At 61.3% G+C, this 15,086-nt stretch carries 13 protein-coding genes; 5 read left to right on the forward strand and 8 right to left on the reverse strand.

The window, feature by feature from the left end; all coding sequences use genetic code 11:
* Positions 1–2 precede the first annotated feature (2 nt).
* Genes DIC66_RS03150 through DIC66_RS03165 form a run of 4 tightly spaced genes read left to right on the forward strand, consistent with a single transcriptional unit; the run spans position 3 to position 3,324 of the window.
* Positions 3–1,187, forward strand: coding sequence for a pyridoxal phosphate-dependent aminotransferase (locus tag DIC66_RS03150; protein ID WP_117173898.1), 1,185 nt, complete (start codon positions 3–5; stop codon positions 1,185–1,187).
* Positions 1,188–1,203: 16 nt separating this feature from the next.
* Positions 1,204–1,911, forward strand: coding sequence for a protein TolQ (gene tolQ / locus DIC66_RS03155; protein ID WP_117173900.1), 708 nt, complete (start codon positions 1,204–1,206; stop codon positions 1,909–1,911).
* Positions 1,912–1,934: 23 nt separating this feature from the next.
* On the forward strand, positions 1,935–2,372 hold the full coding sequence (locus DIC66_RS03160; RefSeq protein WP_117173901.1) for a biopolymer transporter ExbD: 438 nt from the start codon (positions 1,935–1,937) through the stop codon (positions 2,370–2,372).
* A gap of 25 nt (positions 2,373–2,397) precedes the next feature.
* Positions 2,398–3,324 carry an energy transducer TonB gene (locus DIC66_RS03165; protein WP_117173903.1) on the forward strand — a complete coding sequence of 309 codons (927 nt, stop codon included), beginning with the start codon at positions 2,398–2,400 and terminating at the stop codon, positions 3,322–3,324.
* On the opposite strand, the gene DIC66_RS03170 is transcribed toward DIC66_RS03165, so the two are convergent.
* The 6 genes from DIC66_RS03170 to DIC66_RS03195 form a co-directional block, all read right to left on the reverse strand.
* Positions 3,321–3,611 carry a hypothetical protein gene (locus DIC66_RS03170; protein ID WP_117173904.1) on the reverse strand — a complete coding sequence of 97 codons (291 nt, stop codon included), beginning with the start codon at positions 3,609–3,611 and terminating at the stop codon, positions 3,321–3,323. The genes DIC66_RS03165 and DIC66_RS03170 overlap by 4 nt on opposite strands.
* Positions 3,612–3,615: 4 nt before the next feature.
* A complete protein-coding gene (gene feoB / locus DIC66_RS03175) occupies positions 3,616–5,538 on the reverse strand; it encodes a ferrous iron transporter B (RefSeq protein ID WP_117173905.1) in 1,923 nt (640 codons plus the stop codon).
* Positions 5,539–5,541: 3 nt separating this feature from the next.
* Entirely contained in the window at positions 5,542–5,811 is a 270-nt protein-coding gene (locus DIC66_RS03180; RefSeq protein WP_117173907.1) for a FeoA family protein, read from the reverse strand.
* Between the two features lie 103 nt (positions 5,812–5,914).
* Positions 5,915–9,481 (reverse strand): DNA polymerase III subunit alpha, encoded by a 3,567-nt coding sequence (gene dnaE, locus DIC66_RS03185; RefSeq protein WP_117174165.1) that lies wholly within the window; start codon positions 9,479–9,481, stop codon positions 5,915–5,917.
* A 125-nt stretch (positions 9,482–9,606) separates the two neighbouring features.
* Positions 9,607–9,915, reverse strand: coding sequence for a type II toxin-antitoxin system RelE/ParE family toxin (locus DIC66_RS03190; RefSeq protein WP_117173909.1), 309 nt, complete (start codon positions 9,913–9,915; stop codon positions 9,607–9,609).
* Positions 9,912–10,184 carry a YlcI/YnfO family protein gene (locus tag DIC66_RS03195; RefSeq protein ID WP_117173910.1) on the reverse strand — a complete coding sequence of 91 codons (273 nt, stop codon included), beginning with the start codon at positions 10,182–10,184 and terminating at the stop codon, positions 9,912–9,914. The genes DIC66_RS03190 and DIC66_RS03195 overlap by 4 nt, the downstream gene beginning before the upstream one ends.
* Positions 10,185–10,275: 91 nt before the next feature.
* Here DIC66_RS03195 and DIC66_RS03200 point away from each other — a divergent pair, with 91 nt between their 5' ends.
* Positions 10,276–11,031: a sulfurtransferase gene (locus tag DIC66_RS03200; protein WP_117173912.1), complete on the forward strand. Its 756-nt coding sequence runs from the start codon at positions 10,276–10,278 to the stop codon at positions 11,029–11,031.
* Here DIC66_RS03200 and DIC66_RS03205 read toward each other — a convergent pair whose 3' ends face one another.
* Together DIC66_RS03205 and DIC66_RS03210 are read right to left on the reverse strand one after the other, a co-directional pair.
* Positions 11,032–11,466, reverse strand: coding sequence for a type IV pilin protein (locus DIC66_RS03205; RefSeq protein ID WP_199534648.1), 435 nt, complete (start codon positions 11,464–11,466; stop codon positions 11,032–11,034).
* Positions 11,463–15,044 carry a PilC/PilY family type IV pilus protein gene (locus DIC66_RS03210; protein WP_117173916.1) on the reverse strand — a complete coding sequence of 1,194 codons (3,582 nt, stop codon included), beginning with the start codon at positions 15,042–15,044 and terminating at the stop codon, positions 11,463–11,465. Before DIC66_RS03210 ends, DIC66_RS03205 begins: the two co-directional genes overlap by 4 nt.
* Positions 15,045–15,086: the final 42 nt, after the last annotated feature.

Below are 15,086 nucleotides of genomic sequence, written 5' to 3' on the forward strand. Positions count from 1 at the left end.
CCATGCACATCTCCGCGCGCGCCCAGAGCATAGAACCGTTTTATGTCATGGAGGTGGCCAAGGCGGCCGCCGACTTGGGCAAAACCATAGCGCACACCGAGACGCCCATGGTGTTTCTGAACATTGGCGAGCCGGACTTCACCGCGCCACCTCTGGTGCAGGAGGCAGCAAACCGTGCCGTGCATGGCGGGCTGACGCAGTACACCCCTGCCCTGGGCCTGATGCCCCTGCGCGAACGCATTTCACACTGGTACGCCACGCGCTTTGGGGTGCAAGTGCCTTCCAGCCGCATCGTGGTTACAGCTGGCGCCTCGGCCGCCTTGCACCTGGCCTGCATGGCGCTGATTGACAGCGGCGACGAAGTGCTGATGCCCGACCCCAGCTACCCCTGCAACCGGCACTTCGTCAGTGCCGCCGCTGGCAAAGCAGTGTTAATCCCCACCACTGCGGAAGAGCGCTTCCAGCTCAGTGCCGACAAGGTGCAGGCCGCTTGGGGACCGCGCACCCGTGGCGTGCTGTTGGCCTCGCCCTCCAACCCCACGGGCACCTCCATCCATCCGGATGAATTGCGCCGCATCCACCAGGTGGTGCAGGCGCGTGGCGGCATCACGCTGGTGGACGAAATCTACCTGCCGCTGAGCTTCGAGGCCCAGTACGGGCAGACTGCCCTGGCGCTGGATGACGGGGTCATCAGCCTTAACAGCTTCAGCAAATACTTCAACATGACCGGCTGGCGTCTGGGCTGGATGGTGGTGCCAGAAAAGCTGGTGCCGACCATCGAGCGCCTTGCGCAAAACCTGTTCATCTGCCCCAGCACGATTGCCCAGCAGGCCGCCCTGGCCTGCTTTGAGCCGGACAGCATTGCCCTGTACGAGCAGCGGCGCCAGGAATTCAAGGCACGGCGCGACTACTTTATTCCCGCCCTCAATGCCCTGGGCCTGACCGTACCCGTGATGCCGGACGGCGCTTTTTACGCCTGGGCCGACTGCTCGGCCGCCTGTGCCACCCTGGGTGTCAACGGCAGCTGGGATTTTGCGTTTGAAGTGATGAACCGCGCCCATGTGGCGGTCACGCCGGGCCGCGATTTTGGCCATGCACAGACGGCCAACTTCATCCGTTTTTCCACTGCCAGCTCCATGGCGCATTTGCAAACGGCAGTAGAGCGGCTGCGTACCCTTTTGGCCTGAACAACCTGAACCCACCATGAACCAAGACCTCTCCATACTCCATCTTGTGCTCAACGCCAGCGCCGTGGTGCAAGCCGTGATGCTGCTGCTGATGCTGGTCTCCATTTCCAGTTGGGCAGCCATCTTCCGCAAGCTGTTTTCGCTCAAGAAAGTGAAGGACCAGAACGAAGAGTTCGAGCGCAATTTCTGGTCGGGGGCCAGCCTGACCGAACTGGCCAACACGGCTGCCAAGCGGGCCAGCCAGTGCGGCCCCATGGAACGCATCTTTGTGAGCGGCATGCGCGAGTACCAGAAGCTGCGCGAGCGACGCATCACCGACGTGGGCACGCTGATGGATGGCGCGCGCCGCGCCATGCGTGCAAGCTTCCAGCGCGAGATGGATGAGGTGGAAGTCAACCTGTCCTTCCTGGCCTCGGTGGGTTCGGTGTCCCCGTATGTGGGCCTGTTTGGCACGGTGTGGGGCATCATGCATGCCTTCGTCGGCCTGGCCTCACTCACGCAGGTTACCCTGGCCACGGTGGCCCCCGGCATTGCCGAAGCACTGGTGGCCACGGCCATCGGCCTGTTTGCTGCCATTCCGGCGGTTGTGGCCTACAACCGCTTCGCGCGCGACCTGGACCGCATTGCCATCCAGCAGGAAACCTTTATTGAAGAGTTCTCCAACATCCTGCAGCGCAACGTCGGTGCCCAGGCCGCGGCACCCGCCGCCGCTGCAGCACGTTAAACCCCACCCCCAAGGAGCCATACATGCCAGCTGTAGCCGGACGGGGACGCGGGGGACGCCGCACCATCAACGAAATCAACATGGTGCCCTTCATTGACGTGATGCTGGTGCTGCTGATCATCTTCATGGTCACCGCGCCGCTCATCACACCCAGCCTGATCGACCTGCCCAGTGTAGGCAAGGCCTCACGCCAGCCCGACCAGATCATCCAGGTCATCGTCAGCAAGAACGACAAGCTCGAACTCAAGTCCGCAGACAAGACCTCGCCCGTGGACCTGGCTGGCCTGGCAGCTGCCGTGCGCAGTGCCCAGGGGGCCAAAGACAGCGCGGCCGCAGCCAGCACGGCGGTGGTGATCAGCGCCGACAAGAACGTGAAGTACGAGAGCGTGGTGCGCGTGATGGACACTTTGCAGCGTGCGGGCATCCAGCGTGTGGGCCTGTCGGTGCAGCTGGTCAACTAAGAAGCTCGCCAACCACTCCGAACGCATGGCATCTACCGCACCGCATCTGGAATTCGCACCACCGCACGCCGGTGGATCACTGCGCGCCCTGGCCCTGGCCATACTGGCCCATGCCGTGCTGCTTGCGGTGCTGAGCGTGGGTGTGCATTGGAACAGCGAGCCGGTGCAGCAGACCTTTGAGGCCGAGCTGTGGTCAGCGGTGCCCGTGGAAGCCGCAGCACCCGCGCCCCTGCCGGAGCCCGAGCCCGTGATCGAACCGCCCAAGCCGGTGCCCAAGGAAGCCAAACCACCGCCTGCGCCTGAAATTCCCAATGCTGCTGCCATCAAGGCGGAGGCACAGATCGCATTGGAAAAAGAAAAGCAGAAAGAAAAGCAGAAGGAAAAAGAGCTGCAGAAGGCACGCGAACTCAAAGAAAAGAAGCTGGCCCAGGAAAAGCAGGCGCTGGAAGAGAAGAAGCTGGCAGAACTGGAAAAGCAGCAGGACAAACTGCGAAAAGAGCAGGCTGAAAAACTGGCCCGTACCAAGGAAGAGCAGCAGAAAAAACTGGACCAGAAAGAAGCCCAGCAAATGGCCGAGCAACGGCAGAAGGCCATCAAGCGCATGGAGGGTCTGGCCGGTGCGGGCGGCACGGGGGCTGCCAATTCAACCAGCACCTCGCTGGAATCCAGGTCCTTGTCAGCCAGCTACGTGGGCCGTATCCGGGCCTACATCAAGCGCTTCCACACCTATACCGAAACCGTGGTGGGCAACCCCATCACCGAGATTGAAGTGCGTACCTCGTCAGACGGCAGCATTCTGAGCCGCCGGATCACCAAGCCCAGTGGCACCAAGTCCTGGGATGAGGCGGCCTTGAATGCCATCGACAAGGCCGAGCGCTTGCCACTGGACGAGAATGGCCGCGCTCCCTCGCCCATGACCATCATCTGGTCCGCGCAGGAAGTTGCGCGCTAAGGTTTGCGCACAAACGTCACGGGCTTGTACTGCGCCTCAGCCGTGCCAGCACCGGTAACCGCGCCCTTGCCAGCCGCGGGTTTCAAGGCAGATGGCTGGTCACAGCCATCACAGCCGCACCCCCCTTGCATGCGTGCCGCAGCGCTCAGTGGCTTTTGCAGCAGCGCGGGCAATGGCCACTTCAACAGGGCCAATGCCAGGCGCTGGCGTGGCGCCTTGGGCCCCAATGTCCACAGCGCGTAGACAAAGCACCCAGCCACCAGCACGGCAACAACAAACGCCTGCATGGTCTTAGCCTCCCAAACCCTGGAATGCCAGGGTGATGCGGTAGGTGGCGAAGGCCGCCACATAGGCCAGCGCAAACAGATAGCCAGCCATGATCAGCGGGTACTTCCAGGAATTGGTCTCGCGCCGCACCACGGCAAGGGTGGACAGGCATTGCGGTGCGAACACATACCAGGCCAGCAGCGAATAGGCTGTGGCCAGCGACCAGCCCTGGGAAATCACCGGCGCCAGCGAGTCGGCCGCATTGCTGTCTGCGGCTGACAGGGAATACACGGTGCCCAAGGCGCCCACAGCCACTTCCCGTGCAGCAAGGCCTGGCACCAGCGCAATGGATATCTGCCAGTTAAAGCCGATGGGTGCGAACACCACTTCCAAAGCGCGGCCCAGCATGCCGGCCAGGCTGTACTGAATGGCCGGGCCTTGGGCCTCGGTCCAGCCCGCAGGTGGCCCGGGAAAGGTGGAGAAGAACCACAGTATCACCATCAGGGAAAAGATGATGCCACCCACCCGGTGCATGAAAATGCTCACGCGCTCCCAAAGCCCCAGCCACAGGTTGCGCAGGTTGGGTTTGCGGTAAGGTGGCAGCTCCAGCATCAGCGGCTGGTAGTGCGATTTCATCCACACCCGTTTGAAAAACCAGGCCACAGCCATGGCGCTAATTACCCCGGCGATGTACAGGCCAAACAGGGTGAGGCCACGCAGATCAAACCAGCCTACTTGCCGTGCCGGCACAAAGGCGCCAATCAACAAGGCGTACACCGGCAGCCGCGCCGAGCAGGTCATGAGGGGCGCCACCATGATGGTGGCCAGTCTGTCTTTCCAGTTGGAGATGGTGCGTGTGGCCATGATGCCGGGAATGGCGCAGGCAAAACTCGACAGCAAGGGAATAAAGGCGCGCCCCGACAGACCCACCTTGCCCATCAGGTTGTCCAAAAGAAACGCAGCACGCGGCAGGTAGCCCGAGTCCTCCAGCAGCAAGATGAAGAAGAACAGAATCAGGATCTGCGGCAGGAACACCAGCACCCCGCCCACACCGGCCACCACCCCGTCCACCAGCAGGCTGCGCAACGGCCCATCGCCCATATGGCCGTTGATCCAGTCACCGGTCGCCTCCACCGCGAACTTGATCGCATCCATGGGCACTGTGGCCCACGAAAACACCGCCTGGAAAATCAGAAACAGCACGGTGGCCAGCAACACCAAGCCCCATACAGGGTGCATCACCACCGCGTCCAGACGGTACTGAAAGCGCGCAAGCTTGGGCACCCGTGGCGCCACCTTGGACAGGATGCGGCGCACCCGCATTTGCAGTTCAGCCGCACTCAGCGGTTCGGGGAAGGAATTGACCTCATCCAACGCCCCCGGCGGCAAGGTTTCAGGACTGCCTGCCACGGGGAGGTCTGCCAATTGGATTTCGAGTTGCGCCAGCAGGGAAGCATGTCCGTTGTGCTTGACGGCCACAGTCGCCACGACCGGACAGCCCAGCTCCCGGGACAACAGCTGCACATCGATATTGAGGCCATTGGCGCGCGCAACATCGGCCATGTTCAGGGCCACGATCAGGGGCTTGCCCAATCGGGCCAGCTCCAGCACCAGGCGCAGGTTCATGCGCAGGTTGGTGGCATCCACCACGGCCACAATGGCGTCGGGCGCAGCCTCGCCGGCACGCTGTCCGGTGATCACTTCCATCATCACACGCTCGTCGGGCGTGGAAGGGTTCATGCTGTAGGAGCCCGGCAGATCCACCACCGAGACCGTCTGGCCGCCACCCAGATGCAGCGTGCCAATCTTGCGCTCGACGGTGACGCCGGCATAGTTGGCCACCTTTTGGCGGGCACCGGTCAGCAAGTTGAAAAGCGCAGTTTTGCCGCAGTTGGGGTTGCCCACCAGGGCAATCATTTTGGGGGTCGAGGTCATGGCGTAGGACATGTTTCAAGCCTTGCCAAAGTCGGGGCGCGCTTCGGGAATGGTGATGGCAATGCTTTGTGCCTCCACCAGGCGCAGGGCAAACAGCGTCTCGCCAATCTGCACGGCCAGCGGTTCACGCCCACCCGGGCCACGCCGCAGCATATGCACCGGCTCACCCGTGATGAAGCCCAGTTCTTCCAGACGTTGCACCGTGGAGCTCCCGACTTCCGGCGCACCGCTGAATACATGATCGACCAGTGCATGGGCACCGTTGGGCAACTGAGACAAAAGCATGAATTTTCCTGTTCGGCGCCTCCCCAGAGATCACGGATGGCGCATATTCTAAATGAGAGTCTATCTCATTTAGAACCAAAAACCAAACAGAACAATACGCACGCTATTCGTATGCGATCACCGCCCGCCCTTGGTCGGCCTGCGCACGCCAACTGGCCAGTGCCGCATCGGTCGGATAGAAGCGTGCCTCTTCCCCCAGGGCCAGCACCGCTTCCGCTCCCGAGCAGCCATCCACCGGCTCGTCCACGGCGCGCAGCACCTGCAGGCGCACACCCAGGCCGCGCACCAGTTCGCCCTGCTCCGACTGCTCGCGCTGGGCCGGAAACTCCTTGAGCAAGCGCGCAATGTCGGGGACGCGGCCATTGACTGCCACGCGCAGGTACTTGCCAAAGCGGCAACGCGCCTGCTCCAGGCTCCAGATCTGCTGGATGGTGAACTGCATGCCGCCCGAAAAACGGTCCGGCTGAGCCTTGCCCATGGCGATGATGAGTTCATCGTCTTTGAGCAAATTCTTGTGGGCGTTGAGCAGGGCCTCGTCGGCCCGCGCCTCGATGGTGGCGGACTTGTCGTCCAGCTTGAATAAACCCAGCTTGCCGCGCTGGCCGTTGATCACCCGCAAGTCATTCACAATGCCCGCCAGCAGCTGCGGCTCGCGGGTTTCCAGCAGCTCTTCAATCGGGCGCTTGGCAAACTTGCGCACCTCGGTGGCGACCTCGTCAAACAGGTGGCCCGAGAGGTAAAAGCCCACCGCCGTCTTCTCGAAGGTCAGGCGCTCCTTGATGCCCCAGGGCATCACCTCCACCAGATCGGGCTCTTGCGTGCTCGATCCATGGTCGTCATCGCCCATGTCGAACAGGCCGCACTGGTTGGCGTTGGCAATCGAGGCCGCGGCGAAATCAAAGGCGCGGTCTATGGAAGCCACCAGGCTGGCACGGTTGAGTTGCAAGGTGTCAAACGCCCCGGCCTTGATGAGGGCCTCCACGCAGCGCTTGTTGATGCGGGCGCGCTCCACGCGGCGGGCAAAGTCAAACAGGCTGGTAAAGGGTCCGGCCTCTGCGGTCGGCCCCCTGCCCTCACGCGCCGCCACAATGGCTTCAATGGCCTGCTGGCCCGTGCCCTTGATGGCGCCCAGGCCGTAGCGGATCTGCTTGTCCGAGATCGGCTCAAAACGGTGGAAGCCGCGGTTCACATTCGGTGGCTCAAACGACAGGCCCAGCTTTTCGGCGTCCTCGAACAAGACCTTGAGCTTGTCGGTGTCGTCCATTTCCACCGTCATATTGGCGCAGAAGAACTCGGCCGTGTAGTGCACCTTGATCCAGGCCGTGTGGTAGGCCAGGAGAGAGTAGGCAGCGGCGTGCGACTTGTTGAAGCCGTAGCCCGCAAACTTCTCCATCAGGTCGAACACCTCATCAGCCTTTTGCTCATCTATGCCGTTCTTGGACGCCCCAGCGCGGAAGATGGCGCGGTGCTCGGCCATCTCTTCGGCCTTCTTCTTGCCCATGGCCCGGCGCAGCATGTCGGCGCCACCCAGCGAATAGCCGCCCAGGATCTGCGCGGTCTGCATCACCTGCTCCTGGTAGACCATGATGCCGTAGGTCTCGGAGAGCATCTCGGCCACCAGCGGGTGCGGGTACTCGATCACCTCGCGCCCGTGCTTGCGCGCCACAAAGCTGGGGATCAGATCCATAGGGCCGGGGCGGTACAGGGCGTTCAGGGCAATCAGGTCTTCCAGGCGCGTGGGCTTGGCGTCGCGCAACATGCCCTGCATGCCACGGCTTTCAAACTGGAACACGGCCTCGGTCTTGCCCTCCTGAAACAGGCGGTAGACCTTGGCATCGTCCAGCGGCAGGTTCTCGTAGGCAAAGTCTTCCTGGCCGGGATGGCGCTTGATGATGAACTCGCGCGCAATCTCCAGAATGGTGAGTGTGGCCAGGCCCAAGAAGTCGAATTTGACGAGGCCAATAGCTTCCACGTCGTCCTTGTCGTACTGGCTCACCGCCGACTCGCTGCCGGGCTGCTGGTACAGGGGACAGAAGTCGGTGAGCTTGCCCGGGGCAATCAGCACGCCACCGGCGTGCATGCCGATGTTGCGGGTCAGTCCCTCGAGCTTGCGGGCCAGTTCCAGAAGCGTCTTGACGTCTTCTTCCTTGGCCTCACGCTCGGCCAGAATGGGTTCGGCCTCGCTGGCGTAGACATACTTGTCGCTCTTTTTACCATCGGTGGGCGGCAGTTGCAGGGTGACGTTGGTGCCCGGCTTGTTGGGGATGAGTTTGCTGATGCCATCGCAAAAGGTGTAGCTCATGTCCAGCACCCGGCCCACGTCGCGCACCACACCGCGCGCGGCCATGGTGCCGAAGGTGGCGATCTGGCTGACTGCGTCCTTGCCGTATTTGTCCTTCACATAGTCGATCACCAGATTGCGGTTGGTCTGGCAGAAGTCGATGTCGAAGTCGGGCATGGAGACGCGTTCGGGATTCAAAAAACGCTCGAACAGCAGCTTGTACTTGATCGGGTCCAGGTCGGTGATCTTGAGCGCATAGGCCACCAGCGATCCGGCGCCAGAACCCCGCCCCGGCCCCACCGGGCAGCCGTTCTTTTTGGCCCAGTTGATGAAGTCGCCCACGATCAAAAAGTAGCCCGGAAAGCCCATCTTCAGGATGGTGCCGATCTCGAACTCCAGGCGCTCCACGTATTCGGGCATACGGCTCTCCCGCTCGGCGGCATCCGGGTACAGATGCAGCATGCGGTCCTTGAGGCCCTCGTGCGAGGTGTAGCGGAAGTAATCATCCGGCGTCATACGCACGCCGTCCACCAGGGGTGTGGGGAACTCGGGCAACTGCGGCTTGCCCAGCACCAGGCTCAGGCTGCAGCGTTTGGCAATCTCCAGGGTATTGGCAATGGCAGAGGGGATGTCAGCAAACAGCGCCTCCATCTGCGCAGCGGTCTTGAAGTACTGCTCGCGCGTGAAACGGCGCACGCGCTTGGCATTGCCCAGGATTTCGCCATCGGCAATGCAGACGCGCGCCTCGTGCGCCTCGAAGTCATCGGGCTCGGTGAACTGGATCGGGTGGGTGGCCACCACCGGCAGCTTCATGGTTGCTGCCAGTTGCACGGCGGCCATTACATGGGGCTCGTCCTCGGGGCGGCCCGCACGCTGCAGTTCCAGGTAGAAGCGGTGGGTGAAGACGCTGGAGAGCTGCAGCGCCACATCATGGGCGCGCTCTGTGTCGCCCTGCACCAGCGCCTGCCCGACAGGCCCGGCCTGCGCGCCAGAGAGCGCAATCAGGCCCTCGTTCAATTCCTTCAGCCAGGCCAGCTTGACCACGGCCATCTGCTTGCCGCCGGTGATCTGCACGTTTTGCGTGTAGGCCCGGGCAATCAGCTCGGAGATGTTGAGGTAACCCTGCTTGTTTTGCACCAGCAGCACCATGCGCGAGGTAGCCAACGCATCGCCGCCCAGGCCTTCAAGCACGATTTCGGCGCCCAGGATGGGCTTGATGCCCTTGCCGCGCGCTTCCTTGTAGAGCTTGAGCGCGCCAAACAAGTTGCTCAGGTCGGTAATGGCCAGTGCGGGCTGGCGGTCTTTGGCTGCGGCTTTGACGACTTCGTCGATGCGGCAGGTGGAGTCGATGACGGAAAACTCGGTGTGGAGGCGCAGGTGTACAAACATCTCTGCATTGTAGGTTTTTGACTCCCCCATCCCCCCCGCCCCTTGCCCCCGTCGGGACAAGGGGAGCCTGAAGCGGACAGCCGATTTGGTTTTGTCGCGCCGGTTGCGGAATTAAGGGCCACAGGCTAGTGGTAGTCGCTTTCGCGTTGGTGCCGCACAGCGGTAATCAGCACGGTTGCGTCGTCAATGATTTCGAACAAGGCGACAAAACCAGACGCTCCGAATGAAATGACCAACTCGCGCACCAAGGAACCCAGCTTGCCATCCGCCGCTTTGCGACAGGAAAAGGGGCTATGCCGAAGCAGCGCGTAGCCGCTTTCAATTGCTGCCAATGCACGGTCTGCCACATCGGGAGACAGTTCTAGGGAAAACAAGTACAGCCGCTCCAGATCCTCTTGCGCCTCCGGTGCCAAGAGCACCCGGTACGCGTTCATGCTTTTGCAGACGCCTTGCGTTTCTTGCCAAGCGCCCGCAAGCGGACCAAGCTGTCTTCCGCGCTGATCGTTACACCCGTTTCGCGTGCGCGGGCGCCTGCGGCCATGCCGCGCGCCAGGAATGCGCGCTCACTCTGGCGCAATGCAATATGGCGACGCAGGCTGTCTTCGATAAACATGGACAGGGACTCCCCGGCATCCAGCAAGGCTTCGGCTTCGGCCCGAATTTCTGGCAAGACACGCACCGTAGGAAGGGTGGCAGTTTTCATGCAATGACCTCACGAAAGTTGTAATGCAATTGTATTTCATCCTCCTTCACTCAACCAATGCCCATCAACCAGGACACTTAAAATCCAATACGTGAACCCCATCCTCAACATCTCAGCCTACAAATTCATCCCCCTGCCCGACGCAGCCGTCTTACGTGAGCTGCTTCTGCAGCGCGCCAACGCACTGCAACTCAAAGGCACCATCCTGTTGGCCGAAGAAGGCATCAACCTGTTTCTGGCCGGGCCCGAATGGTATGTGCGGGGCTTTGTGGCCCAGTTGCATGGCGATGCACGCTTTGCCGATATCCAACCGAAGGAAAGCTGGTCGGACCGCCAGCCCTTCAAGAAGATGCTGGTCAAGGTCAAGCGCGAAATCATCCGCATGGACCACCCCACCATCCGACCGTCGGAAGGCCGCGCACCGGCAGTCTCACCGGCTACTGTGAAGCGCTGGCTGGACCAGGGCCATGACGATGCAGGTCGCCCGGTGGTGACGCTGGACACGCGCAACGATTTCGAAGTGGATGCAGGCACTTTCGTGGGTGCCATTGACTGGCGCATCACCAAGTTCACCGAATTTCCGCAAGCCGTGCGGGACCACAAGGCCGAACTGGAAGACAAGACCGTGGTGAGCTTTTGCACCGGCGGCATCCGCTGCGAGAAGGCCGCCATTCTGATGCACGACCTGGGCCTGCCCCATGTGTACCAGTTGGAGGGCGGCATCCTCAAGTACTTCGAGGAAGTGGGCGGCGCGCACTACCAAGGTGGCTGCTTTGTGTTTGACGAGCGACGTGCGGTGGACGCCGCGCTGAATGCCGCGCCCGAACTGGCAAGCCCCGTAGCCTGACTACTGCCCCCAGCAACTGGCCACGGTGCCGGCACTGACGCCCTTTTGCCCCAGGTCGGTATAGGTGAAGGTGCCGCAGCTGTCGTTGGCCTGCGCCCCAGAGGGCACTGCCTGCAGGGTGAAAGAGGCAGGGGCACTGGCCGTAGCTGCTGGGGTTGCTGCCACACTCACATTGAAATACGTAGTGGTGGCTGACGGCACGGGGTTGGGGTCTGCGGCAAAGCCCAGCGAGGTCATGCTGCCCGCATAGGTGTTGTTGGTGGTGTAGTAACGCGCTTGCCGGCTGGCCGTGTCCAGCAGACTGTTGATCGCTTCGGTGCGGTGTGACTTGAGGATAAAAGAGGTGTAAGCAGGTATGGCCACTGCGGCCAGCACGCCCACGATCACCACCACAATCATCAGTTCCACCAGCGTGAACCCTTTGGATTTCGTCATCGTATTTGCTCCCATGAAACGCGCCTGACTGTTACCCCACCTTGCGGGTTGATTTTGGTAATGGTGGGGTTGCCACCTATGGTCTGGTTCACCACATACTGCTGGCTGCCCACCGTCACGATATAGGGTTTGCCTACTCCACTTTGCATGATGCCCACAATGGATGCGTTGGCTGACCCGACGACAAAACTGCCCGTCAGATCAGGAAAGGCATTTTGGACAAAACCACCGCCCGACGCCATATTGAAGGCCATGGTCCACCCCGTTGGCGTCGCTGCCCTGCACTGTCCGGCCACTGCCGTACCCGGAGGAATGACGGTATTCACAAACAGTGCCCCGCCCTGGAATACCGGGTTGTATATGAGTTGCTCACCCGAAACGGGGAAGTCAAAGTACCAGCCGTACTTGTTGTACGCGCTGCAGCCGGCAATGCTGGCACTGCCCTGCCAGCACACGGTGCTGACGGCCGCCGTGCGGGTCTGTCCGTTGGTGGATGTCAGGCTATCTGCCAGCAAATCAGTCTTGGAGAAAGTGCGGTACGGCGACGTGGTGATCTGGGGCAGGGATGCAAACTTGACCGTCGATGCTGGAATGGAAACGCCTGCCGCCGTGGTTCTGCCATTGTTCCAGGCAACCATGTCCCAGTCCCACAGGCCATAGACAGACTGTGTTCCGCTGGCATAGGTCGTTGCCGATGTGGCAGTAAACGGATTGGCACGGCCCGTGCCTACCCCCAGCAGCACCCTTTGCCCCAGACGCGGCAGTGCGACAACCGTGGGGACCACTTGCGTGGTAATCGGATGGGTGGAGCCTGCGCTATAGAGCGGGGTTGCCGTGGGCTGGCCGAACGTGGAAACCGCCCAGTCTGCCGGGTCGTTGCTGGTCAGATCAAAACGCCAGACCTGCCCCAGCAAATCGCCCGCGTAAAGATAGTCGGAGACATGGTCACCATCCAGATCGGCAGATGAGACGTATGCAATGCCATTGGGGCTGGTACTGGAGCCAGAACCTGTGTCCAGCCAAGTGAAGGTGACGGCCCCGGTTGATGCGTTGATCAGGCCTACGAATACACCTGCACGCTGGTTCGTGCTGGCATATCCGTTGCCAAAGATGATGGCCCATTGGCCGTTGTGCAGTCGGCGCACGATGGGTGTGCCGTAAGTATAGCCCAGGTTGTCGCCACAGGCTGTGCTTGCGTTCACACAGCTTGTGAGCGTGGTCGGCGTCCAGTCGCCCTTGACCAGGCTGGCGGCATTGGCCTCTGAAAATGCGGTGGTTCCAGTAGCGGTGCCCTCGGGGTCGGTTACATCGAGTACAAAAATTTCCTGGCCACCAGCGCCTAGGCCACTGACAAGCCAGGTGTGCCAAGCTCCGTCGTAATACACATCGCCAAAACCGGGCGCTGCATCAGCAAAGTAATAGTGTCCGTAGGTCGGGCTGGTCAGTTTGACCACATTGGTAGTGGCCAAGGTGCTGGCGGGCACAAAACCAATCACTTCCCGGCCATCATTGAGCGTGCTGCTGTAGCTGCCGTCCGCATTGTTGCGACCCGACCGGAAGCCGTGCAGGATGCCGTCGTTGCTACCGGTATAGACCACGTTCAGGCGCTGTGCCAGGTCGCTTTTGAAGGTGGTGTGGGAACTCTCACTACCCGTGCTGGCATAGAGCAGATCGGAAATCGACGAACCGTAGTTGAGCGAAGGCGGGCCAACCCAGGTCGGGCTGGAGTTCACCACATCGCCCAGCACACCGGCTCTGGCACGCAACAGGCCGGGTGGTGTTGCGGTCTGCTCATTGCTGCGGCCACCACGCAACCAGTCCAGCCTGTTTTGTCCGCCGGTGTCAGTAGAGTTCAAAACGGCCTTTTGATCGGTTGACAGCGAGTCCCATTGGAAAGAAACACCGCTGGAGCCGTCCCAGGTCAGGAGCTTGCGGCTGCTCGGGCCCAGCAACTTGGACGACGTAATGGCAACGCCCGTTGTCGCGCAGGCGCCGCCGGTCAGCACGCAATTGCCGTCCCAGGTCGGTGTACCCACTGACACCGCACTGGAACTCGTGACGATCGGCTGCGACATCACAGACCCGGTCCAGAAGTTCGGGTTGTAGGAAGCCGTATAGACCTGCGTGCCGGTTTTCACCTGCCCGGCCTGCACGGTATTGGCACCGGCACCGCTGGCGGACTCCACCGGCTCAGCCAGGAAGCAGCTGATGTCATGGTTGTTGGTTGAGCCCCCGGTTGCAGCTGCAAAGCCGAAGCGGAACGATGCAGGCAAGGGGCCATTGCTGGCGGTGATAGGCCAGTTGGTCAGCACCTGCTGGTAGGCACCGCCGTTGTAGCTGTACATAAAGTTCAGGCCACCAGCGGGTGTGATCATCAGCTTGTAGGTGATGGGCGTGGCCTGTGCGCGGCTGGATGTATTCTCGTTGGCAATGGGCTGGCTCTGAGGCAACACCCAATAGCCACCGGGGATGACGGCGTAATTTTGTACAGCGATGGAAATGCTTGCGTTTGTCGGATTGGCAATGGTGCCTGCGGTGTTGGGCAGGGCTACTGTGAATGTTCCTGTGCCAACGCCGGTTACGACGTACGAGCCGACGATGGAGGTTCCGTTGACCTTGGGCGGGTTGCTGCCACTGCTGCTGCCAATCACCACTGTGTCGCCCACCCGCACTACGGAAGCTGCTGTCGAGGTAATGGTCAGTACATTGCCGGCCCACGACAGGGCGGTCGATGCAGCACTATAGGTACCCGAAGATCCGTTCTGAAGCAGGCCCGTACTGCAGGTGCTGCGCACTGCCGATTGCCGGTTGCTGGAGCCCGCAGAAGCGGGATACAGTGAACTGTAATTCTGGTTCAACCAGTACCAGCTCACATTGCCAGCACCGCGCAAGCCGATGCGGTTGGACTGGTAGGTTCCGCTGCCCCAGCTGTTGTAACCGTTGGCACCGCCGCTGGCAGTCTGGGCGGGAATGCCGGTGGAGGTGTTGTCCCCGCTATTCAAAAAATTGCCGTATTCGTCCATGCCCAGGCCCAGGTAGGCCCCGGTCAAACCGTTGTACGGTGCGTTCCCGTTTGAACAACTGTAGGACAGGCTGCCGCCCACAGCACCAATATTCGAAATGGTGCTGGTGCCACTAACCAGGGTTGTGCCAACGCTCCCGTCCATCAGAAAGAAAGAAATTCCGTCAGCCCCCAGTCCGCCTGTGCCTCCGCGATCGCCGCCAAAGGTGTAGGTGCTGAAGGTGACTTGCAATCCCTGGTTGGTCGGAAATGTGTAGTTGGACACAATGGCGCCGCGCTGGTTGCCTGAGGCAGGTGTCAGGCGCAAGGCTCCGCTGCCCACTGCGTCTGGGGACGACATGTTGCAGCCGGGGATCTTGCTGTTGCTGCTGCTGTTGTTGGAGGACGTACCGGCCGTCAAACAGGCATAGGACAGGGCAGACCAGTCATTGGCATCTGCAGCCTGGGTGAAGTCGTCGGAAATCACGGCGGCCTCCACACGTGGCAACTGGCAGGCAGCAATCGGCAACAGGAGCATCGCCAGTCGCAAGACCCTTGGTGTGTACATAGTGAACATGGTATTTCCTTCTAGCCTGTGGATGCTCCGCCCTTGGACGTC

It is taken from the genome of Rhodoferax lacus (assembly GCF_003415675.1).
Lineage (GTDB): Bacteria > Pseudomonadota > Gammaproteobacteria > Burkholderiales > Burkholderiaceae_C > Allorhodoferax > Allorhodoferax lacus.